Origin of the sequence: Halosimplex aquaticum (assembly GCF_028747785.1) — an archaeon.
In the GTDB taxonomy this organism is placed as follows: domain Archaea; phylum Halobacteriota; class Halobacteria; order Halobacteriales; family Haloarculaceae; genus Halosimplex; species Halosimplex aquaticum.
This window is the reverse complement of the sequence record NZ_CP118158.1, coordinates 2,752,623-2,778,143: the sequence shown is the minus strand read 5'-3', so window position 1 is coordinate 2,778,143 and position 25,521 is coordinate 2,752,623. Positions and strand designations below refer to the sequence as shown.

The 25,521-nt window shown below is 68.5% G+C and carries 30 protein-coding genes; 8 read left to right on the top strand and 22 right to left on the bottom strand.

Features of this window, described 5'->3' with window-relative positions; all coding sequences use genetic code 11:
• Nucleotides 1-262: 262 nt before the first annotated feature.
• Nucleotides 263-565 carry a DUF7536 family protein gene (locus PSC72_RS14015; protein WP_274322036.1) on the bottom strand — a complete coding sequence of 101 codons (303 nt, stop codon included), beginning with the start codon at nucleotides 563-565 and terminating at the stop codon, nucleotides 263-265.
• A 145-nt stretch (nucleotides 566-710) separates the two neighbouring features.
• Here PSC72_RS14015 and PSC72_RS14010 point away from each other — a divergent pair, with 145 nt between their 5' ends.
• Nucleotides 711-1,667, top strand: coding sequence for a succinylglutamate desuccinylase/aspartoacylase family protein (locus PSC72_RS14010; protein WP_274322035.1), 957 nt, complete (start codon nucleotides 711-713; stop codon nucleotides 1,665-1,667).
• 220 nt (nucleotides 1,668-1,887) lie between these two features.
• On the opposite strand, the gene PSC72_RS14005 is transcribed toward PSC72_RS14010, so the two are convergent.
• Together PSC72_RS14005 and PSC72_RS14000 are read right to left on the bottom strand one after the other, a co-directional pair.
• Nucleotides 1,888-2,373, bottom strand: coding sequence for a dihydrofolate reductase (locus PSC72_RS14005; RefSeq protein ID WP_274322034.1), 486 nt, complete (start codon nucleotides 2,371-2,373; stop codon nucleotides 1,888-1,890).
• Between the two features lie 69 nt (nucleotides 2,374-2,442).
• The gene (locus PSC72_RS14000; RefSeq protein ID WP_274322033.1) at nucleotides 2,443-3,861 is read right to left on the bottom strand and encodes an MATE family efflux transporter; all 1,419 of its coding nucleotides are present in this window, start codon (nucleotides 3,859-3,861) and stop codon (nucleotides 2,443-2,445) included.
• A 107-nt stretch (nucleotides 3,862-3,968) separates the two neighbouring features.
• Here PSC72_RS14000 and PSC72_RS13995 point away from each other — a divergent pair, with 107 nt between their 5' ends.
• Nucleotides 3,969-4,388 (top strand): gamma-glutamylcyclotransferase family protein, encoded by a 420-nt coding sequence (locus tag PSC72_RS13995; RefSeq protein ID WP_274322032.1) that lies wholly within the window; start codon nucleotides 3,969-3,971, stop codon nucleotides 4,386-4,388.
• A gap of 129 nt (nucleotides 4,389-4,517) precedes the next feature.
• Nucleotides 4,518-5,729, top strand: a complete 1,212-nt coding sequence (ilvA, locus tag PSC72_RS13990; protein WP_274322031.1) for a threonine ammonia-lyase — start codon at nucleotides 4,518-4,520, stop codon at nucleotides 5,727-5,729.
• Between the two features lie 19 nt (nucleotides 5,730-5,748).
• On the opposite strand, the gene PSC72_RS13985 is transcribed toward ilvA, so the two are convergent.
• Entirely contained in the window at nucleotides 5,749-5,967 is a 219-nt protein-coding gene (locus PSC72_RS13985) for a hypothetical protein (protein ID WP_274322030.1), read from the bottom strand.
• Between the two features lie 279 nt (nucleotides 5,968-6,246).
• Here PSC72_RS13985 and PSC72_RS13980 point away from each other — a divergent pair, with 279 nt between their 5' ends.
• Nucleotides 6,247-6,492 carry a BolA family protein gene (locus tag PSC72_RS13980; protein ID WP_274322029.1) on the top strand — a complete coding sequence of 82 codons (246 nt, stop codon included), beginning with the start codon at nucleotides 6,247-6,249 and terminating at the stop codon, nucleotides 6,490-6,492.
• A gap of 33 nt (nucleotides 6,493-6,525) precedes the next feature.
• Here PSC72_RS13980 and PSC72_RS13975 read toward each other — a convergent pair whose 3' ends face one another.
• Complete coding sequence (locus PSC72_RS13975) at nucleotides 6,526-7,701, bottom strand: DUF7118 family protein (RefSeq protein WP_274322028.1); 1,176 nt, start codon at nucleotides 7,699-7,701, stop codon at nucleotides 6,526-6,528.
• A gap of 4 nt (nucleotides 7,702-7,705) precedes the next feature.
• Complete coding sequence (hisI, locus tag PSC72_RS13970) at nucleotides 7,706-8,074, bottom strand: phosphoribosyl-AMP cyclohydrolase (RefSeq protein WP_274322026.1); 369 nt, start codon at nucleotides 8,072-8,074, stop codon at nucleotides 7,706-7,708.
• 132 nt (nucleotides 8,075-8,206) lie between these two features.
• Here hisI and PSC72_RS13965 point away from each other — a divergent pair, with 132 nt between their 5' ends.
• Nucleotides 8,207-8,467, top strand: a complete 261-nt coding sequence (locus PSC72_RS13965; protein ID WP_274322024.1) for a hypothetical protein — start codon at nucleotides 8,207-8,209, stop codon at nucleotides 8,465-8,467.
• Between the two features lie 5 nt (nucleotides 8,468-8,472).
• Here PSC72_RS13965 and PSC72_RS13960 read toward each other — a convergent pair whose 3' ends face one another.
• From PSC72_RS13960 to PSC72_RS13950, 3 genes are all read right to left on the bottom strand, one after another.
• On the bottom strand, nucleotides 8,473-9,558 hold the full coding sequence (locus tag PSC72_RS13960; RefSeq protein ID WP_274322022.1) for an A24 family peptidase: 1,086 nt from the start codon (nucleotides 9,556-9,558) through the stop codon (nucleotides 8,473-8,475).
• A gap of 207 nt (nucleotides 9,559-9,765) precedes the next feature.
• Nucleotides 9,766-10,155 carry a ferredoxin Fer gene (gene fer / locus PSC72_RS13955; RefSeq protein ID WP_274322020.1) on the bottom strand — a complete coding sequence of 130 codons (390 nt, stop codon included), beginning with the start codon at nucleotides 10,153-10,155 and terminating at the stop codon, nucleotides 9,766-9,768.
• A gap of 131 nt (nucleotides 10,156-10,286) precedes the next feature.
• Nucleotides 10,287-11,447 carry an inorganic phosphate transporter gene (locus PSC72_RS13950; protein ID WP_274322019.1) on the bottom strand — a complete coding sequence of 387 codons (1,161 nt, stop codon included), beginning with the start codon at nucleotides 11,445-11,447 and terminating at the stop codon, nucleotides 10,287-10,289.
• A gap of 125 nt (nucleotides 11,448-11,572) precedes the next feature.
• On the opposite strand from PSC72_RS13950, the gene hisA reads away from it, so the two are divergent.
• Together hisA and PSC72_RS13940 are read left to right on the top strand one after the other, a co-directional pair.
• Nucleotides 11,573-12,292, top strand: coding sequence for a 1-(5-phosphoribosyl)-5-[(5-phosphoribosylamino)methylideneamino]imidazole-4-carboxamide isomerase (gene hisA, locus PSC72_RS13945; RefSeq protein ID WP_274322018.1), 720 nt, complete (start codon nucleotides 11,573-11,575; stop codon nucleotides 12,290-12,292).
• A gap of 258 nt (nucleotides 12,293-12,550) precedes the next feature.
• The gene (locus PSC72_RS13940; protein ID WP_274322017.1) at nucleotides 12,551-12,835 is read left to right on the top strand and encodes a hypothetical protein; all 285 of its coding nucleotides are present in this window, start codon (nucleotides 12,551-12,553) and stop codon (nucleotides 12,833-12,835) included.
• Nucleotides 12,836-12,841: 6 nt separating this feature from the next.
• Here PSC72_RS13940 and PSC72_RS13935 read toward each other — a convergent pair whose 3' ends face one another.
• Complete coding sequence (locus PSC72_RS13935) at nucleotides 12,842-13,915, bottom strand: TrmB family transcriptional regulator (RefSeq protein WP_274322015.1); 1,074 nt, start codon at nucleotides 13,913-13,915, stop codon at nucleotides 12,842-12,844.
• A gap of 137 nt (nucleotides 13,916-14,052) precedes the next feature.
• On the opposite strand from PSC72_RS13935, the gene PSC72_RS13930 reads away from it, so the two are divergent.
• Nucleotides 14,053-15,294 carry an MFS transporter gene (locus tag PSC72_RS13930; protein WP_274322014.1) on the top strand — a complete coding sequence of 414 codons (1,242 nt, stop codon included), beginning with the start codon at nucleotides 14,053-14,055 and terminating at the stop codon, nucleotides 15,292-15,294.
• Between the two features lie 88 nt (nucleotides 15,295-15,382).
• Here the strand turns inward: PSC72_RS13930 and PSC72_RS13925 are convergent, their stop codons facing one another.
• The 12 genes from PSC72_RS13925 to PSC72_RS13870 form a co-directional block, all read right to left on the bottom strand.
• On the bottom strand, nucleotides 15,383-15,556 hold the full coding sequence (locus PSC72_RS13925) for a hypothetical protein (RefSeq protein WP_274322013.1): 174 nt from the start codon (nucleotides 15,554-15,556) through the stop codon (nucleotides 15,383-15,385).
• 74 nt (nucleotides 15,557-15,630) lie between these two features.
• On the bottom strand, nucleotides 15,631-16,026 hold the full coding sequence (locus PSC72_RS13920; protein ID WP_274322012.1) for a hypothetical protein: 396 nt from the start codon (nucleotides 16,024-16,026) through the stop codon (nucleotides 15,631-15,633).
• Between the two features lie 301 nt (nucleotides 16,027-16,327).
• A complete protein-coding gene (locus PSC72_RS13915; RefSeq protein WP_274322011.1) occupies nucleotides 16,328-16,750 on the bottom strand; it encodes a hypothetical protein in 423 nt (140 codons plus the stop codon).
• A 3-nt stretch (nucleotides 16,751-16,753) separates the two neighbouring features.
• Entirely contained in the window at nucleotides 16,754-17,452 is a 699-nt protein-coding gene (locus PSC72_RS13910; RefSeq protein WP_274322009.1) for a hypothetical protein, read from the bottom strand.
• Nucleotides 17,449-17,796 carry a hypothetical protein gene (locus PSC72_RS13905; protein WP_274322008.1) on the bottom strand — a complete coding sequence of 116 codons (348 nt, stop codon included), beginning with the start codon at nucleotides 17,794-17,796 and terminating at the stop codon, nucleotides 17,449-17,451. Before PSC72_RS13905 ends, PSC72_RS13910 begins: the two co-directional genes overlap by 4 nt.
• A gap of 9 nt (nucleotides 17,797-17,805) precedes the next feature.
• Nucleotides 17,806-19,728 carry a LamG-like jellyroll fold domain-containing protein gene (locus PSC72_RS13900; protein WP_274322007.1) on the bottom strand — a complete coding sequence of 641 codons (1,923 nt, stop codon included), beginning with the start codon at nucleotides 19,726-19,728 and terminating at the stop codon, nucleotides 17,806-17,808.
• A 25-nt stretch (nucleotides 19,729-19,753) separates the two neighbouring features.
• The gene (locus PSC72_RS13895) at nucleotides 19,754-20,239 is read right to left on the bottom strand and encodes a hypothetical protein (RefSeq protein WP_274322006.1); all 486 of its coding nucleotides are present in this window, start codon (nucleotides 20,237-20,239) and stop codon (nucleotides 19,754-19,756) included.
• 1 nt (nucleotide 20,240) lies between these two features.
• Nucleotides 20,241-21,869 (bottom strand): phage tail protein, encoded by a 1,629-nt coding sequence (locus tag PSC72_RS13890; protein ID WP_274322005.1) that lies wholly within the window; start codon nucleotides 21,867-21,869, stop codon nucleotides 20,241-20,243.
• A 227-nt stretch (nucleotides 21,870-22,096) separates the two neighbouring features.
• Entirely contained in the window at nucleotides 22,097-22,546 is a 450-nt protein-coding gene (locus PSC72_RS13885) for a hypothetical protein (protein WP_274322004.1), read from the bottom strand.
• A gap of 62 nt (nucleotides 22,547-22,608) precedes the next feature.
• A complete protein-coding gene (locus PSC72_RS13880) occupies nucleotides 22,609-23,592 on the bottom strand; it encodes a phage tail tube protein (RefSeq protein ID WP_328518161.1) in 984 nt (327 codons plus the stop codon).
• 379 nt (nucleotides 23,593-23,971) lie between these two features.
• The gene (locus PSC72_RS13875; RefSeq protein ID WP_274322002.1) at nucleotides 23,972-24,766 is read right to left on the bottom strand and encodes a hypothetical protein; all 795 of its coding nucleotides are present in this window, start codon (nucleotides 24,764-24,766) and stop codon (nucleotides 23,972-23,974) included.
• Nucleotides 24,767-25,047: 281 nt separating this feature from the next.
• Nucleotides 25,048-25,278: a hypothetical protein gene (locus PSC72_RS13870; RefSeq protein WP_274322000.1), complete on the bottom strand. Its 231-nt coding sequence runs from the start codon at nucleotides 25,276-25,278 to the stop codon at nucleotides 25,048-25,050.
• Between the last annotated feature and the right edge of the window lie 243 nt (nucleotides 25,279-25,521).

The window sequence follows — 25,521 nt, the reverse complement described above, 5'->3', positions numbered from 1 at the left end:
CTGCACCCGACGCCCCGCGACGGAGGGGTTTCAGTCGTCGATAGTGACTTCGACGTTCGTCGTTATCTTCCCGCTGGGAGGCGAATTCGTTCGATTCTCCCGAACGGATCGTCGGACCGAGCCGCTCCGGCGGAGCCGCGGCGCCAGACCGCTCGACCCGGTGGTGTGCGGAGACGAGGCGGGACAGCGAGACGACCGGTCGCGAGTCAGAGACGGGATCGGCGGGGATCGATCGGCGGTCCGCGGCGTGCCCTCCGCGAGGTCAGAGTTCGCGTGAGAGCCGGACGGCGCGGCCGAGCGTCAGGAGGAAGGCGACGAGACCGGCGGTCGACATCGCGAGGGTGAACCCCAGCGCGACGTACCACAGCGGCGAGTCGCGCGCGTCGAGGAGCACGACGAAGAGAAAGAACGCGCCGAGCGCGACCGCGACGCCGACGGCCAGCCCCCACTTGGCGTTGCGTCGAACGCGGAGCGCGGCGAGGAAGGCCGCGCGGCCGCTCTCGGGCCGCTCGGTCCCCTGCTCGCCCGGCATCGACTCGCCGCCCTCGGGTCGCTCGCCCACCATGGCGGCGCTTCGGTCACGACCGGCAAAGACGCGTCGATCGGTGACCGCGACCGGCGACGAGAGACGGCGGTCGTCGGGGGACGACGGCGGCAGAGAGCGGGGCACACCGAATCGCTAAAGAGACGCGGGTTCTGCAGTTGTGGTAATGACGACGCTCGGTACGGCCCAGGCGGCGCCCGGGGAGATGGACACGGGCCGTCTGCCGGTCGGCGAGACGCGGGACGGGACGCAGGTCGGGCTCCCAGTGGCGGTCATCAACGGCGCGGCGGACGGCGACACCCTCTACGTGCAGGCCGCGAGCGACGGCGACGAACTCAACGGCGTCGGGGTCGTCCAGCGGGTCGTCCCGCAGCTGGACCCCCAGGATATCGCGGGGACGGTCCTCGTCGTCGGCATCGTCAACTTCCACGCCTTCCAGGTCGCCGAACACCGCAACCCCATCGACGACACGAAGACCAACCGCGCTTACCCCGGCGACGAGACCGGAACCTCCACCGAACGCATCGCCGCCGCCACCTTCCAGGTCGCCCGCCGCGCCGACCTCATCCTCGACCTCCACCAGGGGTCGACCTCCCGGATGATCGACGAGTGCCGCGTCCGCTGTGGTCCCCGCCACCGCCTCCACGACGCCTGCCTCGAACTCGCGAAGGTGTTCGACTGCGGTTACGTCCTCGACCAGAAGGGCCCCGACGGCCAACTCGCCCGCGCCGCCCCCGACGAGGGCATCCCCACCATCGACCCCGAACTCGGGGGCTGTGTCGGCTGGGACGAAGACTCCATCCAGGCCGGCGTCGAGGGCGTGTTCAACGTCCTCTCGTACTACGGCTTCACCGACGGCCAGGTCGACCTGAACCCCCAGACCCGCGCGAACGGCTTCGAGCAGTACGGCTCCCCCGCCGGCGGCCTCGTCTCGCTCCGCGCGGACCTCGGCGAGCGCGTCTCCCGCGGCGACGTGCTCTTCGAGGTCACCGACACCTTCGGCGGCGTCAAGGAGACCGTCACCGCCGACTCGAGCGGTATCTTCTGGCGCGCCCGCAGACTCCCGCAGGTCGCCACCGGCGAGTACGTCTGTTCGGTCGGGACCGACGTGGACAGTTACTGAACCATCTTTTTCCGCCGGGGGGTGTCCTCGGCGCGCTACGCGCGCCTGCGGGCACCCCCCGACGCAAAAGCATGGGTGAAAAAGGCCGGACGCATCACTCACTTCGTTCGCTCGCGTCCGGAGAACCGGCGCGCTTTGCGCGCCGGATGCTTCATCCGCCTACCGCTCCGCGACCGTACCGCTGCCGCTCCGCGACCGTACCGCTGCCGCTCCGCCACCGCTACGCCTTGTCCCCGTGCTTCCGCTCCCACGTCTCGACGGTGAAGTTCTCGTACTCCTCGGTCTCGACGAGGAGCCACTCGTTCTCGTCCCACGCGGGGTAGAAGGTGTCGCCCTCGTACTCGCCGGGGACGCGCGTCAGGACCATCCGGTCGAGGTGCGGCTGGAAGAGGTGGTAGATGGCGCCGCCGCCGAGGACGTAGGCGGTGTCGGCGCCCAGCGACTCGGCGATCGAGACGGCCTCGTCGACGCCTCCGGCGTGGTAGGCGTTCTCGCGGTCGTACTCCCGCTCCGTGCGGCTGAGGACGACGAACGCGGAGCCGGGCGGGTCCGCGAACATCTCGTAGGTGCGCCGGCCGAAGATGGTCGGGTGGCTTGCCACCCGCTCGCGGTACTGCTTCTTGTCCTCGGGGAGGTCCCAGGGGACCTCGTCGCCCTCCCCGATGACGCGGTTCTCGGCGACGGCCGCGACCGAGACGAGTTCCATACCCTGGATTCGGGCGGGTGGACAATAACGAGCGGTGTCTCCCCGTGCGGTCCGGGGGACCGCTCGCGCTCAGTCCGTCGGATCCGCCTCGGCGTCGGGCTCGCCGTCGACCCCGCCGGCGCTCCCGCGCTCGTCCATCATCGCCGCGGCCTTCGCCGCCCAGTCGCCGCGGGCGAACCCCCACGCGACGACCGCGAGCGCCCAGAACTGCTGGAGTGCGATGGCGGCGTAGATGCCGACGACGCCCCACCCGAGGACGACGCTCGTCAGGTAGCCGAACCCGAGCAGGAAGCCGAACAGCCCGGTCGTCTGCGCGATGAAGGGCGTCCGGGTGTCGCTGCCCCCCTGGAGGGCGCCCGAGAGCGCCAGGTACGCGCCGATGGCCGGCGCGGCGACGGCGTAGGCGCGGGCGAACCCGGTCGCGTACCCGGCGGTCGACTGGTCGCCCGTGAAGAACGCGACGAACCAGTCGGCGCCGAAGAACAGGACGAGGCCGATGGCGCCCATCGTCGCCACGGCGAGCACGGTGGTCGCCCACCCCTGGAAGCGGGCGCTCGCCACGTCGCCGTCGCCGAGCGACTGGCCGACGACGACGCTGGTGGCCGTGTGGTACGCCCGGCCCAGCGGCGAGGTGACCTGCTGGTACATCCGCCGGCCGATCTGGTAGGCGGCGTTGACATCCGTCCCGAACGTGAGGAGCAAGGCGTTGAACGGGAACTCCGCCAGCGTCCGCACCAGCCCCTCGGCGATCCGGGGAGCGCTCACCGCGAGCAGTTGCCTCGCGATGACCAGGTCCCGCGGGCGAGTGAACGACGCTTCCGTCCGGGAACTCCAGATCGCGAGCGACAGCACGCCGGCGGTGAAACAGTTCCCGACGGCCGTCGCGATGCCGACGCCGACGATGGCGAGTCGCGGCGCGCCGAACAGCCCGAGCCCCAGCACGAGCGATCCGGCGATGTTGAGGACCGAAGAGGTCACGTCGACGTACATCGGCGTCCGGGTGTCGCCGGTGCCCTGGAGCGCGCGGGCGCCGACGAGCGCGACGTGTCTCGCGGGCGCGCTCGCGAAGACGACCGCGAGGTACGTGCCGCCCATCTCCGCGACGGTCTCGGGCGCGCCCAGCAGCGCGATGGCCTGCTGGCCGAACAGGAAGCCGAATGCGATGAACGGGACCCCCGAGAGCAGGCCGATGAGGATCGCCTGTGTGATCGCCTGGTCGCGGTTCTCGATGGCCTCACCGCCCGTGTCCTGACTGGACAGGGCGATGGCGCCGCTCCCGAGGCCGAGGCCGATCCGGAGCGGGAAGCGGGCGTACAGGTCCGCCAGGCCGACCGCGGCGACCGCCGCCGGCGAGAACAGGCCGGTGACGATCACGTCCGTCGTCCGCATGAGCGTCCGGAAGACGTGCTGGATCATCATCGGCCACGACAGCGAGAGCACTCGCCGCCAGACCGACAGCCCGCGCTCCCGCACGCCCGCCGTCGACATTGCTCCGGAATCCGGACTCGCGACGATTGAAGCTACCGGTGCCGGCGGAACGGACGACGGCGCGGAAGTCGCAACGCCGATACCGTTCGCCGACCGCCGATCCACGTATGGACGTCTTCGTCTACGGCACCCTCACCGACACTTCCCGGGCGGAGACAGTGCTGGAGGACTTCACCTACTGCGGGCCCGCCGTCCTCGACGGCCTCCACCGCGTCGACGGCGAGTACCCGACGCTCGCGCCCGGCGGTCGTGTGGACGGCCGTCTCCTCCGGACCGGCGACCGAGCGGCGCTCGACCGCTACGAGGGCGTCGAGAGCGGGCTGTACGCCCGAGTTCCGGTGCCGCTCGTGGCGAGCGGCACCGACGGAAGCGGAGGCGGCGGGACGACGGTCGAAACCTACGTCGGCGACCCCGATCGGCTGAGTGCGCCTGCCGAGTGGCCCGGAGAGGGCGGGTTCGCCGAGCGCGTGCGAACGTACGTCGAACGTGAAGACGTGGTCGTTCGCCCAGGAGCGGGCCCGTCGTAGCACCTGCTCGGCGTCCCTCGGTTCCACTTTCACTCCGGTTGGCTCGGGTTCAAGTACGGTCGGGCCGAAGTACCAGTCGTCACACGCTCTTCCCCCTACATCTAACACGCCGCGAGCGGTAGCTATGGCATGATCGAACTCGCGGACGTGCTCGACGCACGCGAGCGGGTCGCGGAGACGGCCCGCCACACGCCGCTGGACTACTCGCACACCTTTTCGGCGATGACCGGCGCCGACGTGCACATGAAACTGGAGACCTTCCAGCGGACGGGGTCGTTCAAGATCCGCGGCGCCACCAACAAGATCGCGACGCTCTCCGACGGGGAGCAGGACTCGGGGGTCGTCACGGCCTCCGCCGGCAACCACGCCCAGGGAGTCGCGCTCGCCGCGACGCGCATCGGCGTCGACTCGAAGATCGTCATGCCCGAGCACGCCCCCGTCTCGAAGGTCCAGGCCACTCGCAACTACGGCGCGGAGGTCGTCCTCCACGGCGCCGACTACGACGAGGCCTCCGAGCGCGCCCACGAGATCGAACGCGAGGAGGAGCGCGTCTACGTCCACGCCTTCGACGACCCGATGGTGATGGCCGGCCAGGGAACCATCGGCCTGGAGATCCTCGAAGACCTCCCCGAGGTCGAGACCGTCGTCGTCCCCATCGGCGGCGGCGGCCTCGTCAGCGGGATCGCCACCGCCGTGAAGGCGAAGAATCCCGACGCGCGGGTGATCGGCGTCCAGGCGGAGGGCGCCTCCAGCGTCGCCGACTCCCTGCAGAAAGGGGAAGTGGTCGCGCGCGACTCCGTGGACACCATCGCCGACGGCATCGCCACCCGGAAGGTCGGCGCGCAGACCTTCGACGTGATCCGCGAGCGCGTCGACGAGGTCGTCACCGTCAGCGACGACGAGGTCGCCGTCGCGCTGACGACGCTACTCGAACGCGGAAAGACACTGGTCGAGGGCGCCGCCGCCGTGGCGCTGGCGGCCGTCCTCGAAGGCGCCTTCGAGTACGACGACGACGAGGTGGTGGTCCCCGTGCTCAGCGGCGGCAACATCGACCTGAACGTCCTCACCACGGTCGTCATGCGCGGCCTCGTCGAGACCGGCCGCTACCTCCGCATCCGGACCACCCTCAAGGACCGCCCGGGCGAACTGGAACGCCTCGTCGAGGTCATCAGCGACTCGCGCGCCAACATCCACGCCATCGAGCACGACCGCGCCGGCAAGGACGTCGCCATGAACGCCGCAGAGGTCGAACTCGATCTGGAGACGCGCGGCCCCGACCACGCCACGGAACTGCTCGACGCGCTGCGGTCCGAGGGCTACGACGTCGACGTGCTCGTCTGAACCGGCCCCGTCGGCCGCGTCAGTCGTCGGATTCGAGCCGGTAGCCGACCTCGAAACGCCGGTCGCAGTGCGGACACTTCGTCGTCGACGACCCCTCGGCTTCCTCCGCGGCGTCGACGATCGTGCTCTCGTTCGGGACCGGGACGCCCGTCGCCCGCCCGCAGTCCGGGCACGGAACCATCTGTCCGGTGATCGTGGTATCGGACTCTCCGAACCGACCGCCGGGTGGACGGATCATTCGTCTGTAAGTTCCCCTCCATCGGAAAGAGCGTCCTCCCCAACGTGTTGGGATATCCGCGAGAACCGGCGACGAGCGTCACGCGCCGCTCGGCGGTCCGAGTCGAGGCGGCTCGGAGTCCCGTGTCGTCACAAGGGGCTCGGAGGGGTAACTAATCGTCATCGCCGCCGGTCGGACGGAGACGCCGCGGGCGTATGAATCCCCCGTCATCCTCCGGTTCGGTGGGTCCCCGCGGCGCCAGTGGCAAGCGTTTTTCCGCTCGCCCGCCTCGCTCCGGGCATGAACCTCGACGACGTCGAGCGCCTCATCGAGGAGTCCATCCCGGACTCGGAGGCGACCGTCAGCCGCGCCCGCGGCGCCGACGACGACGACCACCTCGCCGCCACCGTCGTCTCGCCCGCCTTCGCCGGCGAGTCGCTCGTCGACCGCCACCAGCTGGTCTACGACGCCCTCGGCGACCGCATGACCACCGACATCCACGCCCTCGAAGTCGAGACGTACACGCCCGAGGAACGCGAGGAGTAAGCGTTTCCTGCGAACGGACGAGGAGAAGTGCCGCTACAGCGCCGGGTACTCTTCCAGCGCGTTCTCCAGCCGTGCTCTCGCGTCGCGACAGGCGTCCAGTTCCTCGGCTACCTCGCCGCTGGCCAGTCGGTCGCGCTCCTCGGAGCCCAGCTGAGCGCGGGCCTGCGCGCTGTCGCGGAGCCGCTCGTAGTCCGTCTCGCGGGGCAGTTCCCGGACCGTCCGCAGCGCCACGAGCGCGCCTTCGCCGTCCTCCACGTCGTCGGCGAATCGGGCGACGACGCTCGTCAGCTCTCGCGCCCGGAACCGAAGCGTCTCCGCCTCCGGCGGCGGCCAGTCCACCGTCAGCGGCTCCGGACCGAGCCGGCGCAGGTAGGTCCGCTGGGTCGAGACGTTGCGCTTCAGCGCGTCGGGGTCGTTCACGTAGTGGTCGAGCTTCGACTTCGAGTAGTCGGCGTACTCCAGCAGTTGGCCCATCGGCTCCGCGCCGGCCTCGTGGGTCTCGACGTACTCGCGGAGGTCGTCGGGCGGCGACTCGAAGCCGACGAGCGGGTACGACTGGGTCTTGGCGACGAAGTCGAGGAGTTCGCGGGCGCCGGCCGACTGCCGGAACGCCGCGAAGGCGTCGGTCACCCGGTCGTTGTACGTCTCGATGGGGTCGCGCAGGCGCTCGGTGGGCGCCTCGAGGTCGGCGTCGCCCAGCCGCTGCAGGTCTTCGAGGTCGGCGATGCGGTCGGCGAGCGCGTCGATTCGGCGCTCGACGGTAAACCGGACGTCTTCGTACCGCTCGCGGGCCTCGCGGCGGTCCTCGATGCGGGCGACGTCGTCGCGGACGGGTTCGAGCGCCGAGCGGACCTTCCGCCAGTCCGACTCGGTGAGCCGGCGCTGCTGGAGGAGTTCGTCGACGCGCTCGAAGACGTCGCGGTGGCGGAGGTCCTCCGAGAGCTCCTCGGTGACGGCGGCGATCTGGCTCTGGAACTCGATGAACGTCTGGAAGTCGCCGTCGCCGGTCACCTCCTCCTCGTAGCGGTCGAACAGCGTCGTGAGGTCGTCGTAGGTGTCTGCGACGGCCTGCAGTTCCGACTCGCCGATAGCGTCGACGCGGTCGCGGGCGCGGTCGAGGGCCTCGCTGGCCTCGCGGAGGTCGGCGACGAGGGCGTCCGCGGCGGCGCGGGGGTCGTCGGTCGCGGGGTCGAAGGCGGCGTCGCTCATCTCGCTACTCGTAGACCTCGTCGGGGTCGAACACCCGCTCGCCGACGGTCTCGCCGTCGATAGTGCGGTAGAAACACGACTCGTAGCCCGTGTGGCAGGCGCCGCCCTCCTGGTCGACGAGGTAGAGCAGCGCGTCGCCGTCGCAGTCGACGCGGATCTCCTCGACCTCCTGGACGTGGCCGCTGGTCCCTCCCTTCTGCCAGAGCTCCTCGCGGCTGCGCGAGTAGTAGTGGGCCAGTCCCGTCTCGCGAGTGCGCTCGACGGCCTCGCTCGTGACGTACGCGAGCATCAACACCTCGCCGGAGTCGGCGTCCTGGGCGACGGCGGGGATGCGCTCGTTGTCGCCGAACGCCAGGTCCACTTCGTCGGTCATATCTCAACTGGGAGCGACCGGCGAATAGGTCTTTTGTCGCGTTCGGGAGCGCTCGCGGAGGACAGAGTCAACGCGGGATTCAGCCACGGCGGCCGCCCACACTTATGCCCGGGGACGCACAACCCACGGCCGATGATCGGATCCGTTCGGCAGTTCCTCGCCGCCTGGCGCGAGGAGGAGCGGGCGATGCAGGCGTTCCTCCTGTGGAACGCCGGCAACACGGCCGTCGCGGTCGCGCTCCTCGTCGGCGCGTTCGCCCTGCTCGTCGCCACGAGCGCGCCGGGGTTCCAGCGGACGCCGCTGCTCTCGTACATCGCCGTCGCCGTCGTCTGGCTCGTCTCCATCTTCGGCATCGGCCCGGCCTACGACCGAGTCGAGCCCGCCGAATCGTAACGCGCTCAGACGAGGAGGGAGACGAGTTTGAAGAACAGGTCCCCGTAGACGAGGCTGACGACGAGCGCGACGAACATCGGGACGATGAACGGCATCCCCGGCGAGATCCAGACCACGTCTTCGGCGGCGAGTACGTCCAGTCCCTCGCGGAGGTCCTCGACTGTCGTCCCGTACGCCGAGCCCTCGATGTCGTCGAGGAACGCCGCTGCGCCCCACGGGTCGTCGTACGGCGCGGCGTCGGCGTCGGCTCCTGTGACGTCAGCGGCCGCGTCGCGGCCAGCGACCTCGGCGTCGTCGCCGCCGTCGGTCGCGACGTCGGCCTCGACGGGTCCGGTGACGTCGTCGCCGTCGGGGACGGACCCGTCGCCGGGCGAGTTCGGATCGTCGGGGAGGCTGGCGGGGTCGCGGTGGCGCTCGGGGTCCGCGCGGACGGCCGCGAGCGTCGTCCCGCGCCAGCGCAGGTACATCCGGAGGGCGTCCAGGTCGAGGCCGCCGCGGGAGAACCCCTCGGGCGTCTGGAGGAGCGACCCGTACTCGGTGGCGGCGTCCGCGGCCCGGATCGGCTTGCCGATGAACATGATCGGCGCGCGGTGGCCGGAGAGGGCGTTGCGGAGCGTGACGAAGACGGGGTAGGCCGCGCCGACCAGCACCGTGTTCGAGAGGACGGTCAGCGAGAAGACGCCGACGGTGGTCCGGGTCAGCGGCAGCGCCGTCGTCGGGAAGATGTACTCGGGGAAGGTCGGGAAGAGCACGGCGAGGACGATCAGCGCCTTCGCGTCGGCGCCGCCGAACCCGCCGAACCAGTAGAAGAGATAGCCGATCGACCCGACCATCCCGAGCGAGAGCGCGACCCGGAGGTAGAAGCGCTCGCGCTCGACGAGGTCGCCCACCATGATCCCGGTCGTGGCGCGGTAGATGTCCCAGGCCAGGAGGGCGATCCCGAGGAGGGCGAGCGGGAGCCACGTCCGGTTGGGCACCCGTCGAGTGCGGACGTCGCGGTAGGCGGCCCAGGCGAAGACGGGCACGGCGACCAGGCGCAGCAGGTCCGGCGTCGGCGAACTCGTCAGGAACGTCGCCAGCCACTCGATCACGACCGGATGAGTGCGATGGAGTCAGTTAGTGGTTTCGGCGCGCTGCCAGCGGCTGCGACAGCGTCGAACAGAACGAGTGCAGACGCGGGCGAGTGCGGACCCGTCGGGCGGTCTCCCCCGCCAGACCGACGCCGTCGCTCGCGGTGCGAGTTCGAAAAATCGGGCGGGTCCCGATAGTCGTGTAGTACGAGCGCGTCGGTGAGACGCTTATATGACGCGGTTCTGCAGGTAGTCGAGGTGCTTTGCGTTGTAGACGATCTTGACCTCGTCCTCGGCGGCCGAGCCGATGCAGGTCAGGCGGACGTTCTTCTCCTCGACCTCTTCGTCGGAGAGGATCTGCTGCATGTCCATGTCGATCTCGCCCTCGACGACGATGGCTGCGCAGTTGGCGCAGGCGCCGGCGCGACACGAGAAGGGCCAGTCGTAGCCCTGGGCCTCGGCGGCCTCGAGGATGTACTCGCCTTCGTTGACCTCCAGCGTGCCGTAGTCCTCGTCGTCGAGGTCGGCGTCGGCGGCCTTGTCGAAGGTCGCGTCGTCGTACATGTCCCAACCCTGGTCGTCCAGTACTTCGTAATTCAGGTACTCTACGGTGGGCATCACCTGCGATGTTCGCCTTCCTGACTGTTAGACCTTGCTGTTTCCGCTACCGTCTCGACCCCGCGATCGCAAGGTTTGCCGATCGAGCGCCCCGATCAGTGGACGTACGCACACGTCCGGGACCCGCCCGCTCAGACGATCGGGAGGTACCGGAAGACGAGATACGACGCGACGGCCGACAGCGACGGCGTGAGTATCCACAGCAGGACGACCCGGCCGGTCGCCGCGGGGTCGAAGAGGTCGGCGGCCGTGACCTCTTCGGGGGCTTCCTCCCCGATCTTCGCCACGTCGCCAGGTTCCGGCGAGTCCCGGTGCCCGGCGTCGCCGTCGGCGATGGCGTCGACAGAGACGGTGCTGTCGTCGGCCTCGGGCGGGCCGGCGACGGCCTCCGCGGCGGCGTCGGCGATCTTCTTCGTCCGCGTGGCGCGGCCCCACCCCAGCCCGACGATGCACATCGTCGCCGAGACGGCGAGGCTGGCGGGGATCCCCGCGGCCGAGAGCAGGTAGATGATCGTCGCGCTGACCGCCTCGACGATGAGCGCCGCGAGGATCGGCAGGTCGGTGAGGTCGTTGCCGACGGTGTCGAGCGTCCGCCGGGCGATGGTGAACGCGCCGATCCCGATGGCGACCCCGGCCAGGGCCACGTAGGGGGTGAACGAGTCGCCGAGCAACCGGCCGCCGTACAGCGGGCCGACCGCGTTGGCGACGTTCGACGCGCCCGCCGCGTAGGCCATGTAACAGCCGATCCCGACGACCAGCGCCGTCCCCAGCCGCTCGCGCAGCGACGGTTCGTCGCCGGGCGACTCCAGCGTGAAGCGGGCTTCGAGGTGCGGGTAGAGGTACCGGCCGGTGACCGCGCAGACCCAGAAGGCCGTGATGGGCGCGACCAGCCACCAGGTGACGATCTGGCCCATGACTTCCCAGTCGATGCTGCCGGTGGCGACGCCGAGGCCGGCGATGGCGCCGACGGCCGTCATCGAGGTCGAGGCCGGCACGCCGAAGAGGTTCGAGACCAGGAGCGCGAGACCGACGAAGAAGAGGACGGCGACGCTCGCGGCCAGCGTGAACTGGTCGCTCGGGACGATCCGCCCGCCCATCGTTTTGATGACGTTCGTCCCCGCGGTGGCGCCGCCGAAGATGGCGAACACCGTCATCAGCGCCGCGGCGCCGGTCTTCGACACCGACCCGCTCCCGACGGCCGGTCCGAAGGCGACGCCGGTCGACGAGCCGCCGATGTTGAACCCGACGAACGCCGCGACCGTGATCCCGGCGACGAGCAACAGAGAGACCATATCCACTCACTCGACCGACGGCGAGTAAAACGTGATGGAGACGGCGCGGACCGGTGGCGGCTCCGACGCGGGTCGCGGTCCCGCCGATCGATACGCTTTACGGCCGCGCTCGCGCATCGACGGGTATGTTCCCCGAGTTCGAGGTCGTGCCGGCCGTCGACGTCCAGGACGGGCAGGTCGTCCAGCTCGTCGGCGGCGAGCGCGGCACCGGGAAGACGTACGGCGACCCCGTCGAGGCCGCGCGTGAGTGGATCGACCAGGGCGCGCGGACGCTACACCTCGTCGACCTCGACGGCGCCTTCGAGGGCGAGCGGGCCAACGCCGACGCCATCGAGGCCGTCGTCGACGCCGTCGACGTCGACACGCAACTCGGCGGCGGCATCCGCACCGTCGCGGACGCCACCGCGCTCCTGGACGCCGGCGTCGACCGCGTCATCCTCGGCACCGCCGCGGTCGAGAACCCCGATATCGTCGCGGAGATCAGCGACGAGTACCCCGGGAGCGTCCTCGTGAGCCTCGACGCGAAAGACGGGGAGGTCGTCGTCTCCGGGTGGACCGAGGGCACGGGACTGGACCCCGCCGAGGCCGCCGGCCGCTACGAGGACCTGGGCGCGGGAGGGATACTTTTCACCGACGTCGACGTGGAGGGGCAACTCGAAGGCGTGCGGACCGACCCCGTCGAGCGCGTGGTCGACGCGGTCGACATCCCGGTCGTCGCGAGCGGCGGCGTCGCCACGCTCGACGACGTGCGAGCGCTGGAGGCGGCCGGCGCCAGCGCCGTCGTCGTCGGGAGCGCACTGTACGAGGGCGCTTTCTCCCTCGAAGAGGCCATCGATGCCGTCTGACCCCCGATACCGCTCGTTCGCGGCCTGCCGTCGCGCCGCAGCTGTCTGGCGCCCTCATTCGAACTGCCCCTCGATCACGACTGAACTGCGGCTTTCTTCCCAGGTCGATACCGGTAGGGACCGAAGTGGAGATAGTAGGCTACGCTTCGATACCAGTTGAGTGAGGACACTGATCGTTTTCGCCTCTATCCCCGCATATTTCCTACGTATACTCTCGAAAGACGAGTTGTTATTGCGAATTAGGAGAGAGATGCCGCCATGGGACTGAAGTCGATCACATCACTGGACACCGATTCCGCGGAGCAACTCGCCGGCGTGACGGGGCTGGGCTGGACCACTTCGACTCTCGGATTTCTCGGGACGGTCCTCGGCTACGGGAACAGCGTCGTGAGTCGGCTGGTGACCGACCCGCAGTCGCTGCTGTACGTCGGCGTCGTCTGCTTCCTGGCGACACTTGGGCTGGACCGGGTCGCCAGGCGCGCGACGGACGACGCCGGCGAGGTCGAAACCAAAAACGACGGCGAGCGCGAGGTCGGTGCCTGAGGCGCGCTACGCCTCCCGCAGCGTGACGCGGCGAGCGGCGAAGTCCTCGAAGTAGGGGTCGAAGCCGGGGGAGTCGCCGCCGATGCTCGCGGGGCCGTTCTCCGTCTCGACGACGAGCGCGTTCTCCACCGGGAAGGAGCTCGTGACCGGCGGGACGAGGCTCTGTCTCGCCTCGCGGACCGGGACGCCGTCCAGGTCGAGTTCGTGGTCGGAGCCCGTGTCGGCGACGGTCACGTCGGCGACGAGGTCGCGGCCGGCGTCGAGGTGCTGGGCGGCGGTGGTGACGCCGTTGCGGAAGTACTCGACGGTCGTCGGGAGTTCCGGCGGGTCGGAGACGTGGCGCGGGTCGCCCATCGGCCAGACGTTGCTGACCATGTTGCCGTAGAAGCCGTTGGCGACCTCCGGCTGGCCGAACGTGACGGCGTACTCGTCGCCGTGGCGGCCCGTGAGGACGCCGTGGGAACCGACCAGGCCCGCGCGGGCGTCCCGGAGGACGATGATCTGCGGGCGGGCCTCCCAGGTGCGGACGACGTGGGCGTACGCGCCGAAGTCGTCCACGGCGTCGGCGACGACGCCGGTGTCGGGCGCGACGAGCATGCAGTAGACGAAGACGCCGCGGTCGACGGCGGCGGCCATCGCCTCCTTCAGGTCGCCGAAGGAGGTGGCCGGGACGACGACGAACGCCTCGTGGACCGCGTCGCCGAGGAAGCGCTCCGCCCGGCGCTCGACCGTCTGGCGCGAGCGCACCACCTCGAACCCCACGTCGGTCGCCGCCGGTTCGCTGTACACGTCGTCGATGGCCGACTGCAGGTCCGACAGGCGCGTCGACAGCTCCGCCACCGCCTCGGCCGCCGGCCGCGCCCGCAGGACCGTCGGGCTGGCGCCCTCGTCGACGGTCACCAGCCCGCGGTCGACCAGCGTCTCCGCCACCTCGTAGACGTAGCCCTGCGAGACGTCCGCCGCCGTCGCCACGTCCCCCGTCGTCGCCTCGCCGCGGCGCGCGAGCGCCAGGTACGTCTCGATCTCCGTCGTCGAGAGCCCGAACGCCCCCAGGTGTTCCCTGATCCGCGACTCGCTCATTGTGGAAGGTTCTTTGACTATCTACAAAAACGTTTTCCGGTGGCACTCGGTACGGCTCCGTATGCACGAGACGAGCGAGCGGAACGGACGCCGAGCGCCGGCGGGTACCTCCGGAGGCCGCGGCGGGAGGGCTGGCGGTGAGTGAGGAGGCCGCCGGCCCCGCTGAGGCGACGGGCCCCGACGACGCCGACCCGAGGAACCGCCGGCTGTGGACGGTCGCGATCTTCCTGACGATGGCGTTCACGGGCGCCGTGATGCAGGTCCGCGGCGCCGTGCTCCCGACGCTGGAGGGGTATTTCACCGTGCCCGAGTGGCAGCTCGGGCTCGTCGCGCCGGCGGGGACCGTCGGCTACCTGCTGATCATCCTCGTCGTCGGGTCGAGCGCGGGGCGCGTCGACGTGCGGCGGCTCATCGCGGTCGGCGCGTTCGTGACCGGCACCGCGCTCCTCGCGATGGGGCTGGCCCCGTCGTTTCTCGTCTTCCTCGGCGCGCTCATCGTTCAGGGCGCGGCGGTCGGGCTCTTCCGCGCGCTCGACAGACCGCTCCTGAGTCACTTCTACCCGAGCGTCCGCGGACGCGTCTACAACCTCTACGACGGGACCTGGGCGGTCGGCGCCGCGCTCGGCCCGCTGGCGGTCGTCCTCGCGCTTCGAGCGGGGTCGTGGCGGTTCGTCTACGGCGCGCTCGGGGTCGGCGTGCTCGCGCTCGCGGTCGCGTTCCGCTCGCTCCGGGCGCCCGCGGTCGAGTCGAGCGAGGAGCCACTGACGCGCGAGGACCTCGCCGAGCTGGTCCGCCGGCCCGAGGTGCTGGCGCTGCTCGCCATGCTCTTTTTCGTGACCGGCGTCGAGGGCGGCTTATTCACCTGGCTCCCCTACTACGCGCGCGCCGAACTCCCCGCCGGGTGGGCGGAGGCGACCCTGACTGCGATGCTCGTCGCGTACGTCCCCGGGCGGTTCGCCTGCGGCGCCCTCAGCGACCGGCTCGGGCCGCTCACCCTGCTCGTGGGCGTCCTCGGCCTGCTCGTCCCGGCGTTCGCGTTCACGTTCTTCCTCGCCGACGGCCTGTGGGTGCTCGCCGGGGTAGTCGCCATCGGCCTGCTCGTCTCGGGTGTGTTCCCGACGATGATGGCCTACGCGACCGACGCCGCGCCCGAGTACAGCGGGCCGGTCAACGCGCTCGCGTCTGCGGTCTCCGCCGTGTCGGTCGGCGGCGTGCCCGCGCTCATGGGCTTCGTCGTCGGCGACGCCGGCGCGGCGACGGCCATGCGCCTGCTCCTCGCCCCGATCGTGGCCGCGCTGACGGTGGTCGTCGTCGCACGCGTCGCCGAGGGGCGACGGGAGGCCCGCGAGGCCGGCGGGACGGCCGCCGTCGACGACTGAACACGACGGCCTCGCGACGAGCGGGACGGCGGAAGAATCCGCGACCGCCGGGGCCAGCGGGGTCGGCAGTCGCGTTCGCTGGGAGGGGTCAGCGGGGACTGGCCCGTCGGCTGGACGCGACGAACTCGGGGAGGACGAGCGCGTACGCGCTGACGGCGGCGACGACGCCGGCGAGGAGGGCCGCGTTGCTCACCGTGAACAGGACGAACCCGGCGGCGATGCCCGACAGCGCGACGAGGTCAAGCGTCCAGTGACGGTCCATACTCGTGTCATCGACGCAACCAGACGTAAAGCCTCGGCAGACGCGCGTCTGACGATCGGCTGACGCCGCGCCGGTCAGACGACGCGCCGTACTTGCACGCTGTAGTGGTAGCCGCCTGTCGACCCCTGTTCGTAGGATTCGACGACGCGGATCTCCTCGCCTGCGCTCGCGTACGCGTCGACCGTCGCCGCGCCGCCGTCCGGCCGGGTGGTGTCGACGCCGACGCTCGAGCCGCGACCGGCGCGGTCGATCGAGGGCGCTATCCCGTCGAGCGTCGCGCCGTCGCCGACGCCGACGGACACTTCGACGCCCGAGGCGTCGCCGCTGCCGTCCGCCGTGACGTAGACGCCGTCGACGTACCACAGTTCGCCTGCAGGTACCGTCAGCGAGGCGAGCGTGGTCGTCGCGCCGTCGAGTGGCTGTCTGTCGTGGATCGATTCGTCCGCCGTGGTGGTGTCGTAGGTTGGCATAATTTTGAGTGCGTCTCTGCTGCTCGTTTCAGTTCTTTTCTGCCTCCGTTACTCGATCGACGGGCCAGTTCAGCAGGTACTGTCTGCCCTGCACCCACTGTAGCAGCTCGTCAGATTCGATTCGGGACTTGATGCTCACCGCCCGTCTACTGTCTCTGACGGTTGGGCAGCGATCGTCCTTCCAAATCCGTTCCTCCGCTATCCTCGAGTTAGACCGGGAAGGCGAGAGCCTCAGACAATCACATCGCCCATGTGGACAGGCCGAGGAAGCCGCCGGCAAGCGGATCTGCTTTCGGATACGCTACAGAATTTTTCTAGCTATCAACCGAGAATCGACGTTTCTAATCGCTGCTGTGTACCCATCGCTCTGGCTTCGGAGCTGCAACTGGAATTCGTAGTTCCAACCGTCCCCTTGCAGGTATTCTCCAATATTCCCATAACTATACTCTTTGTCGAAATTGGTGTTGTCAGATCTAATTGTCGGTGTTGCGTACTGATTCGAAACTAGGTTGTTCTCTGGGTTGATCATTCGAATCACACCTCGTCCGCGTCCAGGGTACCCGCTACTAGCACCCTTTATTTCGCCGCATATGCCCATTCCGTCCAGATAGATTATCTCACCGTTACTGATGTTGAGCGGTTCAGATTTGACGGTTTGCCACGAATCGTTCGTCGTGCTGGCTTCCGAGCTATGCGAGATGTTCTGTTGATAGGTGTCGACCATGTGTTATCCAAGGAATCCGGGCGCGAAGCCCTCGCTGTGAATCAGTGCTGCGTGTTTTGCTTCCGAGTCACTGTACCTCGTGTGATGGGCTTCAGCGTTCGAGGCGTGGGAGTTTAGCTCGCTGTCGGTTGCGAATTTGGATGCGTGAGCTCCGTCCAGTGTGTCGGCGTCAAGACCGCTCCCCGGCCCGTCTGCGAGCGCACTGGCTGGGAGCGGCGTATCGTTCCCGTCCAGCGTGTCGGCGTCCAACCCGCTGCCGGAGCCCTGAGTGATCACGTTGTTCGGGACGTTCGCAAGCACCGCTCGCGCGTCGTGGATCTCCGAGTCTGACACGCCGTTCGCGTTTGCGGGCACCTCGGTTATCGCCAGCAGTACGGCGTTCGGCGGAATACTCGGTGTCTCGGGAGTCGCCGACGGTTGCCCGGAGACGGCCGACACCGAACCGTCCCGCTCTGCTACCACGATATCGTAGCGGGCGTGGTCGGGGTCGGCGTCGGCGAGGATCACCGACTGGGCCGTCACCGGGACTTCGGTACCGTCGACGAACACGTCGCCATCGACGACGCTCACCGACATATCGATGCTTCCATTGTCGCTGACCATGCAGCCCCGCTTGACCAGTGTGCCGCTGGCCAAGGCGTCCCGTACGACCGCATTGAAGTCGTTGGCGAAGGGGAACTCGCCGTCTTCGTGCTCTCTCATGGGTTCATCGCCCGTTCCGTCAGCCGGAACTCGATCTCGAAGTCGCTCGTCTTGACAATCGAACTATACGTCAGTCGCGCCTGGAGGTCGCCGTCGCCGTCAACGGCGCCGAGTTCGGCGAGGTCTGCACCGTTGGCCTCCGAACTCGTCAGTCGAGTCGCGAAGGTAACCTCACCAGTGCCGGCGTCGTCGCCGTCGACGGGCTTGCGGATCACCTCGTTTTCGAGCGCGGTGTCGGTCTTCGTCGGATCGGTCGTGCCGGTACCGACCGCCAGTTCCGTGACCTCCGACTGCAGGAAGTCCCGGGTAGCGTTCAGTCCGGCGTTAGTGATTGTTCCTGGCATCAGTATGAGTTACAGCAGTTGTTCGGGCTCGCCGCGTTGATCGCCCCATCGGCCGCCACCGACCCGCGGGTCACCCCATCCGCCCTTCGTCGTCCCAAGCAGTAGCTGGTCGTCAGGGACGGTCCGCCTGTAGGCCGTCAGTTCGAGGTCGACGCCGAGCGCTCGGTCGAACTCCACGAACTGGGTGATAGTCGCGTCCTCGTCTGCGGCACGGGAGTCGATACGTGTGACCTCATTACTGAGCGAGACGAGGGTATCGACGACTCCACCGGTGTTCTCCGCCAACTGGACCGCCGTCTCGTCGTCGGCCCAGCGGTAGGTGACCTCCGCTATCCGGAAGTCCCGGTCGACGCCCTGGTCCGGTGCGACGACGTGCGTCACGTCGCCGGGGCGGAGGCCGAACGCCTCCCAGGTGGTCAGCGAACCGGTCTGGACCACGTCACGGTCGGTGAGGATCTGGCGAGCCTTCCGCTCGGCCGCCTCCTCGGAGTCAATCTCGGGGAAGCTCTTCGTGACGCCGATGACGACTGGCCGCGGTCGGTCGAGCTTCTGAGCGAGTTCCTTCTGGCTTTCGCGGTCCTCGACGGCGACCGCCCCCGTGTCCGGTCGCTCACCGTAGTAGAGCGTGACCTCGTTGACCTCCCGTTTGGCGTTCTCCGAGAAGTCCGCGTCGAGGTACTCGCCAGCGGGGAAGTTCCGGGGTGCCGTCCGTTCCTCCCGCGGCCGGAAGAAGAACTCGCCGGCGTCGTTGGCACCGAACTCCTCGTCGGCGGAGATGGACGCGAGCTCCGAGAGCACCTCGTCGAGGCGCTCGCCCTTCCAGTCACGAGTGACGGGTTCATCGTGGAGGACCGAGACGTTCCCCGGGACCCAATCGAGCGGCGTCAGGTCGACGACCAGTTCCCGGAGGATGTCGCTGATCGCGGCGTCAGTGAACCCGCGGAATACCTGCCGCTTGCGGAGCCAGAAGTCGTGGCTGAGTGCCTCTAGCTCCGTTGTGTGTTCGAGTGTCGTCGAGTTGACCACAAACCCGCCGAAGCGACGTGCGTAGCCATCGTCGATATCGCGCCTCACCTCAAGCTCGACGGGGGTCGGCCGTGCGTAGCGGTCGTCGACCCTTCCCTCGGGGTCGTCGACCCTTCCCTCGGGGTCGTCGAGGGTCGCGGTCGCCGAGCGGGCGAACCGGTTGAACGCGTCGGTCACCTCGACATCGACCAGCGCGGGGTCTGGGACGGAGTGACCCGCGCCCCAAGACAGGTCTCCCCGGATGGTTCCGTGGTTGCCGTTACCGGTAGCGTCGGAGAGTCGGTCGCCCTCGCCGTCGAACCGCCAGTAAGCGATGAGTTCTCGGTCGTCGGGCGAGCGGCCGTGCCAGAGCCGCTTAACTTCCTCGGCGTTGAGCGCGCGTTCGTATAGCAGCGTCTCGTCCTGTTCGCCCTCGAAGAGGTGACTATTCCTGTTGCCATCGAACGTCTCCGCCTCAGACCCGTCGCCGAGGAACCCGTACCGCGTGGTCCCGCTTCCGATGGCGGAGCCACCGTACACGTCCACCGCACGGGCGTCTTCCTCACCGTCAACGTAAATGAGCTTGTCCGAGCCGTCGTAGACGACCGCGAGGTGGTGCCACTGGCCGTCGTTGATCGCAGTCTCGGAGTACTGGTCGTGAATGACATCCGATTGGCCCGTCGTCGCAAACCAGACGCGACCGTCGTCGCCGCGTACGGAGAGATTGAAGTACTCGGTACGGTCGAAATCGAGGTTCGCCCAGTTGCCCTCGCTGCTTCGACCGCTCACAGCTGTCTTGACCCACGCGCTCACTGAGAACTCGGGCAACGCACCGGGTTCGCTGTACGACATGTCGAGCGCGACGTAGCCGCTGCCGCCGAACTCCAGCACGGGCCGACCGGGCCGAAGCCGCCAATCGACAGTCATCGGAATACCTCCAGAGCCTCTGTACTCATCGGGGCACCCCCACGGTGAAGTCAACGGCGTACTCGAACCGCGGCAGTCCGGCCTGTGACGGCGGCGTGATCTCGGCGATCTGGACCGCCGGATAGACGCCAGCCCGCAGATTCACGTCAGCGGGATCCGTCGCGGTGTACTCGTCGGCACCCTCGTAGAGGTGGAATGGACCGCCGACCTGCGTGGCGTAGTAGACCAACCGGTTGACCTGGTCGCGCGGGGTCACCGGCGCGGCCCCGACCATCGATTCGACGTCGTCGGCGTGAGCCGCCGGCAGGTTCGACGAGTGCTCGAAGACGCCCTGAACCGACAGGTCGTGGCTGTAGCGCTGCCCGTCCCTGACGACTGGCGGGTCGCCACCGGACCGGTCAGCCTCGTGCAGGTCGTTGGAGATCTTCGGCTTCACCTCGAAATTCGGCGCGAAATATGCCACGACGGTCCCGTCCTGCGTCTCCAGTCGAACGTCGGTGTGGTCTCCCATCTCACCGCCTCCCGAACTGGTTCGCCATCTCCTCGCCGATGCCCTCGGCGGTCCGTTCGGCGTTCAGCCGATCAGTTCCGCGGCCGTTCAGCTGGACCGCTCCAGCCTCGACGGTGACGTCAACGGCAGTGGTGTTCGCTGCAGTCGGCTGAGGCTGTGGCAGTCCCATCGCACGGGGGCCGGTTCCTGGGAGCGAGCGGTGGAGCAGCCCGGCGTTCGCCTGAACCCCACGAGAGAAGTGCGTGATCAGGTCCGCACCCCAGCGACGGGCCATTCGATCGTTGGACGGGATATCGAACGAGATCCGGCTCGTGACCTCGCTCTTCACGTCCGAAATGGCACTTCTGACTGCACTGATCTTGTCTTTGATCCCGCTAACGAACTCGCCGATGACGTCTCTCCCCCACCCGGCCGCCTGCTTCGAGAGCGAGGAGAGCGGACTCGTCACGTCGTCGGCAACCGCCTGCGCGCGCTCTCTCAGCACCTCGATCTTCGCGTCGATCCCCTCGACGAGTTTCGTGAGGATATCCTTCGCCCAGGTGATCGCCTTCCCCGGGAGCGCAGAAAGCGGGTCGACGACCGCCCCTTCGACCTCGGCGATCTTGGACAGCAACTGCTCCGTCTTCGCCGTGATCCCCGCGAGGAACTGCGACATCATCTCCGTCGCCCAGGAGATGGCCGCGTCCCCAAGGCCGCCGAGGATCGACTGGATACGTGACGCGAACCCGTTGATGCGGTCCACGAGTCGCTGGACGTACCCGACGACGATCTGCACGGCGCCGTCGAAGTCGCCCTGCATGAGCGCGAGCGTGAGTCGGACGGTACTGAGAAGCGCGTCCATGACCGTCAGGACGACCGTCTTGATGACCGCGAAGTGAACCTTTACCAAGGCTGCGATCACTGTGAGAAAGCCCTCCCAGAGCGGTTTCGTCACCGCTACGAACTGCTTGAATCCACCGGTCAGGTTCGACATCGTCGTCGTGATCCGCGACGCCAGTGCGGATCCGTGGACGTTCCAGAGCTGCTTGAGTCCGGCCACGAACCCCTCCCAAATCGGCCGGACGAATTCGACGACTGCCTGAAACTGCTGTTTGAGAGCCTCAAGGACGACGGCAGTCTTCTGCTTGATGCCGAAGAGATTCGTCGTCCACACCGCGTAGAGGCCTGCTATCAGGGCGGATGCGACGAGTATCGGCGTGAGCAGCGATCCGAACGTCACTGCAAGAGCGGCGACGGCGCCTTGTGCCGTTGCGACGACCGCTCCAAGGCCGACGAGCGCCGTCGTGAGGGCGAACGCTATCCCGACGAGTCGCCGGACCGGAGACGGTAACGCCCTAAACACCGAGACAGCGCTTTTCACGAACCCCGAGACCAACCGGAACGCCGGGATGAGCGTCGACCCGAGCGAACTGGCGAGCGCCTCGAACTGGGTTCCCATGCCCGCAAGTTGCGACTGTAGCTTCGGGCTCTGAGCGACGATCGACTCCCAGATTGGGAGGAGCCCGTTTAACGCCATGCCGAACATCGATGCCGCGCTCGACGCCCTGCGCAGCCTGTCGCTCGCACCGCTCATCCCCTTGGTCGTGTTCTCTGCGGCCGACTGCGCACGCTGCTGGACGCTCTCGTTCACACCCGATGGCATCTACGAATCACCGCCGACCGTGGCGCTGGCCGCGCCGGGTCCGTTTCTGTTCTTTTTGTCGGGCCGTCTGCTTCCCGTCGAGCACGGCGAGGTGCGCCTCGTGTTCCCGCGCTGGGAGGGTCCGCGGGTCGAGCGGGCAGCCGTACGCGTCCCAGAAGGCCGCGTCTTCGAGGACACGCCGTTCAAACGGGGTTTCAGGAGTGACATCCTTCCCCTCACCCCATCTCTTGAAACCCGTCGTGCTCCTCGACGGACAGTGTGCTCAGCGACTCGACGACGTCCACGAGTTCGTCCTGGACGCCCGGTGGAAGCGTGTTCAGGTGGTCCGCACGGCCGGGTTTGAATCCGTCCGGCCCGTCGACGATGCCGTACTCCAGTGTCTTGCGACGAATAGCACCGGTGTCCACCTCGACATCAGGGTCGCCGCGACCCCGCTGCGTGACGGACGCGGCGGCCTGTTCGACGTCATCGCGCTCTTCGCGGGTGAGGCCCCGCAGCGTGAACGTCGCCACGCCGACGTCGGGGATCTCCACGCCGATGGTCCGGCGCTCCTCCCGGCGTCGCTGGAAGCCGCTCGCGGCCTCGTCCCAGGTGAGCGGGTCGCCGGCCGTCTGCTGGTCGTCGTCCTGTGCGTCTCGGTGCTGTCCTGTCTCGTCCGTGCTCATGGTGTGTCTCGGGTGTCTTCGGTCTGCGAGCGGTGCCGAATTCGCGGTTCAGTCGCCGCCGGCTAGACCGGTTCGCGGATCTCGATCTCCGTGTCTCGCGGCGCGAGTCCGACCTCCGCCTCGACGACGCCTTCGCCGGCGTCCGGGATCGGAGCGCTCGTTACCGTACACTCCTGTAGTCGGACGTACAGTGCGTCGGTCACGTCCGCCTGGTTCGGCGGGCGGTAGAACGGGATCTCGACGTCGACTGGGGCCTCGGCCTCGGCTGCCCGCCGGTACAGCGCGGTGTCGGTGACCGAGACGGTGATCGTCATGTCGTACTTCTCGGCGCCCGTCGTCTCCGCGACCGCGTGTGCGTCGCGTCCGGTCCCGGTGTGCTGGCTCTCGAGGCCGTTGTCCCAAGCCAGATCGATCCCGGAGACAGTGGCCACGGTGTCGACCGTCGAGCCGTCGGAGGGGTTCGAGAGCGTGACGTCGCCGGCCATCCAGAACCGGAACGGGCTCCGACCCTGCGGGATCGAGAGGTCGGTCGCCGACGACGACGCGTCATCGTACTCGCGATCGGCGGCCGTCATCGACATCGTCGCCTCCAGGGGTTCGCCCTGCTCCGCGGAGAGTTCGAGGTTGGCCTTCGTCCCGACGAACCACTCGGTGAAGTCCATGTCCGCCTGCTGGTGTTCGATGGACATCGTCGGCAGCCTGTCGGCCTCCGTGAACAGGTGTTCGGTGTACTCGTCGCCGCTCCCGTCGGTTCCGTCGGGGTTCTTGCTGGTCTCCGAGCGGTTCCCGAGCGCGAACTCGAACGGTGCGTTCGCGTCGAGGACGAGGAACGGGACCTCCAGTTCGTAGGTTCGCGGGTCCGGGGAGTTGACGTGTGGACCGCGCCGACCGCCGCTCGTGGCCATCGGCGTGGCCTCGTTCGGGTTCGCGACTTCGACGTCATCCGTGATGATGCCGAAGTACGAGTCTGTCGCCCCGGCTCGTTCGTATGCCGTCCCTTCGCGTCCGTAACTGACCTGACCCTGGCTCGCTTGTGCGTAGCGCATGTGTGTTGTATCGTGCGGGCGTGGTTCCCGGCGCCCACTCCGCCGATGGGGCTGTCCGGGGCGAGTGCGGCCCGCGACGCACCGCCGCCTGCTATCACGCACCGACGGCGACCGAAGCGGCCCCGGTCGGCGCGTACTACTACGTAGGGGCCGGGACCACCTCAGTCGACGACGAACGAGTCGTCCACGGGGTTGCCCCCTCAGTGGACCGGAGTCCGCACGTCCACGACGGCGCGACGGTGTCGATATTCACCGACGAACTGCCGGAAAATGCAGGCGACTCCGACATCCGGGCGACTCAAGGGAGCGGAGCCGCGCCGGGCGTCCTCAGAGTGCGGTCGGACCCCGGTTTTCAGTCACGGCGGACTCGAACGGAGAACTAGCGGCCGCTGTACCGGTCGAAGTCCACGAGATACGCGTCGAACCAGCGATACAACGTCTTCTTCGCGACGCCCAGTTCTCGCGCCCCGCCGCGGACGGACCGGGTCCGTTCGAAGCGACGGAGCAAGTCGACGAACGTCTCGTCGGGCCGCGCGTGCGCCCGATACACCTCCCACTCGCGGTCGCTCAGCGGTTTGACCGGGTCACCTCCCTGTTTGACCGTGACGCCGTCGCTCGTGGCGAGCGCGCGGGGATCGGTGCGAGCGACTGGTCCGAGCACGACCCGCTGGATGCACGAACAGGCCAGCGGCGTCCGTTCTCCGACGACGTACGCGGTCCCACCGACGGCCGGTTCGCCGAAGCAGCGCTGGACCGGGCGCTTCCGCGAGACGGTCCCGTGGACCGGGCAGACGGCCTCGTCCGCGGTCCGCCACTGCTTGGCGGTGACGAGGTCACACTCGGCCGCCAGCGCCTGCGAACCGCACCGAGCCGCCAGGAGCAGCGTCGCCGTCGCGAGGATGCGCGACTGCGCGGTGGCGAGCGTGGAGAACCGCTCCCTCGGGCGCCCAGTCCCGACGACCGTGGCGTGGAGGGTACGGTGTGCGGCGGTCACGGCGCGGTCAAGCAACGAGGAGAGACCCCGGCGTGCGTACTGGCGCGCGAACCCGTCGGGGTCGACGGTGACGGACACGTCGCCGTCGTATGCGACCCGGGCCTCGACGCGCGCCGCTAGTGTACTCGCCTCGTCGTCGACGGCCGCTCGGATACTCTCTCGGACGGTCGTCTCGAGCACGGGACGGAGCGCCGAACGGAGACCGAGTTCGGAGCGATCCGCCGGCTGGATGTCGCCCCGTGTACGGACCGCTGCGATAAACGGTCCGACCGCCTGTCGCCGCCGTCTATACGCGTCCGTGATCGATTCCTCGAGCGACGGGATCCGCTTGGTGAGCGATGGGCAATAAGCGGCAAGTGCGACCCGCTGTCTGCTGACGAGGTCGTCGACCGGGTCCAACGAGCCGCCGACCCCGCACTCCGCCGCCGGGATGTCCAACCCGGCCGCGGCAGTGCCGGCCGTCACCGCTTCCCACCTCGGAGTCCGCGGAGGACCCGGTATCCTGTTCGGACGGCCTCGCTACCGAGGACGGCTGCGCCGGCCGCGAGTCCAAGGAGTGAGACCAAGACGACCAGCCAGCCCTCCGTCTCCCCCCTCGCCGTCAACTGATACAGGAACGCCACCAGAATAGCGACGATGATCAGAAGACCGCCGACCGCTCGTATCCACGGTGTCTGGGTATCTCGTTTCACAGTCGATCACCCACGCGAGTCGTCCCGGTGGGATCAGACGATACTGTCGTCAGCGACTTCTCGCACGACCCGTTCGACGTACAGTGTGTCCTCAGTTCACGATGTGTCAGGAGAACCACCCGGCACCGTCTCAGCCACCTGTCAACCGTCTCCGGTGAGAGGGTAGTCCATCGGCTCGGTCGCGCTCGGATCGGAGGGATCTCGTATCGCCACTCACCGTCGGCGAACGTCAGGACAACGCCG

Coding starts and splice junctions, on each gene's coding strand:
- PSC72_RS14015 (WP_274322036.1), bottom strand. CDS start 565: ATGGTGGGCGAGCGACCCGAGGGCGGCGAGTCGATGCCGGGCGAGCAG.
- PSC72_RS14010 (WP_274322035.1), top strand. CDS start 711: ATGACGACGCTCGGTACGGCCCAGGCGGCGCCCGGGGAGATGGACACG.
- PSC72_RS14005 (WP_274322034.1), bottom strand. CDS start 2,373: ATGGAACTCGTCTCGGTCGCGGCCGTCGCCGAGAACCGCGTCATCGGG.
- PSC72_RS14000 (WP_274322033.1), bottom strand. CDS start 3,861: ATGTCGACGGCGGGCGTGCGGGAGCGCGGGCTGTCGGTCTGGCGGCGA.
- PSC72_RS13995 (WP_274322032.1), top strand. CDS start 3,969: ATGGACGTCTTCGTCTACGGCACCCTCACCGACACTTCCCGGGCGGAG.
- ilvA (WP_274322031.1), top strand. CDS start 4,518: ATGATCGAACTCGCGGACGTGCTCGACGCACGCGAGCGGGTCGCGGAG.
- PSC72_RS13985 (WP_274322030.1), bottom strand. CDS start 5,967: ATGATCCGTCCACCCGGCGGTCGGTTCGGAGAGTCCGATACCACGATC.
- PSC72_RS13980 (WP_274322029.1), top strand. CDS start 6,247: ATGAACCTCGACGACGTCGAGCGCCTCATCGAGGAGTCCATCCCGGAC.
- PSC72_RS13975 (WP_274322028.1), bottom strand. CDS start 7,701: ATGAGCGACGCCGCCTTCGACCCCGCGACCGACGACCCCCGCGCCGCC.
- hisI (WP_274322026.1), bottom strand. CDS start 8,074: ATGACCGACGAAGTGGACCTGGCGTTCGGCGACAACGAGCGCATCCCC.
- PSC72_RS13965 (WP_274322024.1), top strand. CDS start 8,207: ATGATCGGATCCGTTCGGCAGTTCCTCGCCGCCTGGCGCGAGGAGGAG.
- fer (WP_274322020.1), bottom strand. CDS start 10,155: ATGCCCACCGTAGAGTACCTGAATTACGAAGTACTGGACGACCAGGGT.
- PSC72_RS13950 (WP_274322019.1), bottom strand. CDS start 11,447: ATGGTCTCTCTGTTGCTCGTCGCCGGGATCACGGTCGCGGCGTTCGTC.
- hisA (WP_274322018.1), top strand. CDS start 11,573: ATGTTCCCCGAGTTCGAGGTCGTGCCGGCCGTCGACGTCCAGGACGGG.
- PSC72_RS13940 (WP_274322017.1), top strand. CDS start 12,551: ATGGGACTGAAGTCGATCACATCACTGGACACCGATTCCGCGGAGCAA.
- PSC72_RS13935 (WP_274322015.1), bottom strand. CDS start 13,915: ATGAGCGAGTCGCGGATCAGGGAACACCTGGGGGCGTTCGGGCTCTCG.
- PSC72_RS13925 (WP_274322013.1), bottom strand. CDS start 15,556: ATGGACCGTCACTGGACGCTTGACCTCGTCGCGCTGTCGGGCATCGCC.
- PSC72_RS13920 (WP_274322012.1), bottom strand. CDS start 16,026: ATGCCAACCTACGACACCACCACGGCGGACGAATCGATCCACGACAGA.
- PSC72_RS13915 (WP_274322011.1), bottom strand. CDS start 16,750: ATGGTCGACACCTATCAACAGAACATCTCGCATAGCTCGGAAGCCAGC.
- PSC72_RS13910 (WP_274322009.1), bottom strand. CDS start 17,452: ATGAGAGAGCACGAAGACGGCGAGTTCCCCTTCGCCAACGACTTCAAT.
- PSC72_RS13905 (WP_274322008.1), bottom strand. CDS start 17,796: ATGCCAGGAACAATCACTAACGCCGGACTGAACGCTACCCGGGACTTC.
- PSC72_RS13900 (WP_274322007.1), bottom strand. CDS start 19,728: ATGACTGTCGATTGGCGGCTTCGGCCCGGTCGGCCCGTGCTGGAGTTC.
- PSC72_RS13895 (WP_274322006.1), bottom strand. CDS start 20,239: ATGGGAGACCACACCGACGTTCGACTGGAGACGCAGGACGGGACCGTC.
- PSC72_RS13885 (WP_274322004.1), bottom strand. CDS start 22,546: ATGAGCACGGACGAGACAGGACAGCACCGAGACGCACAGGACGACGAC.
- PSC72_RS13880 (WP_328518161.1), bottom strand. CDS start 23,592: ATGCGCTACGCACAAGCGAGCCAGGGTCAGGTCAGTTACGGACGCGAA.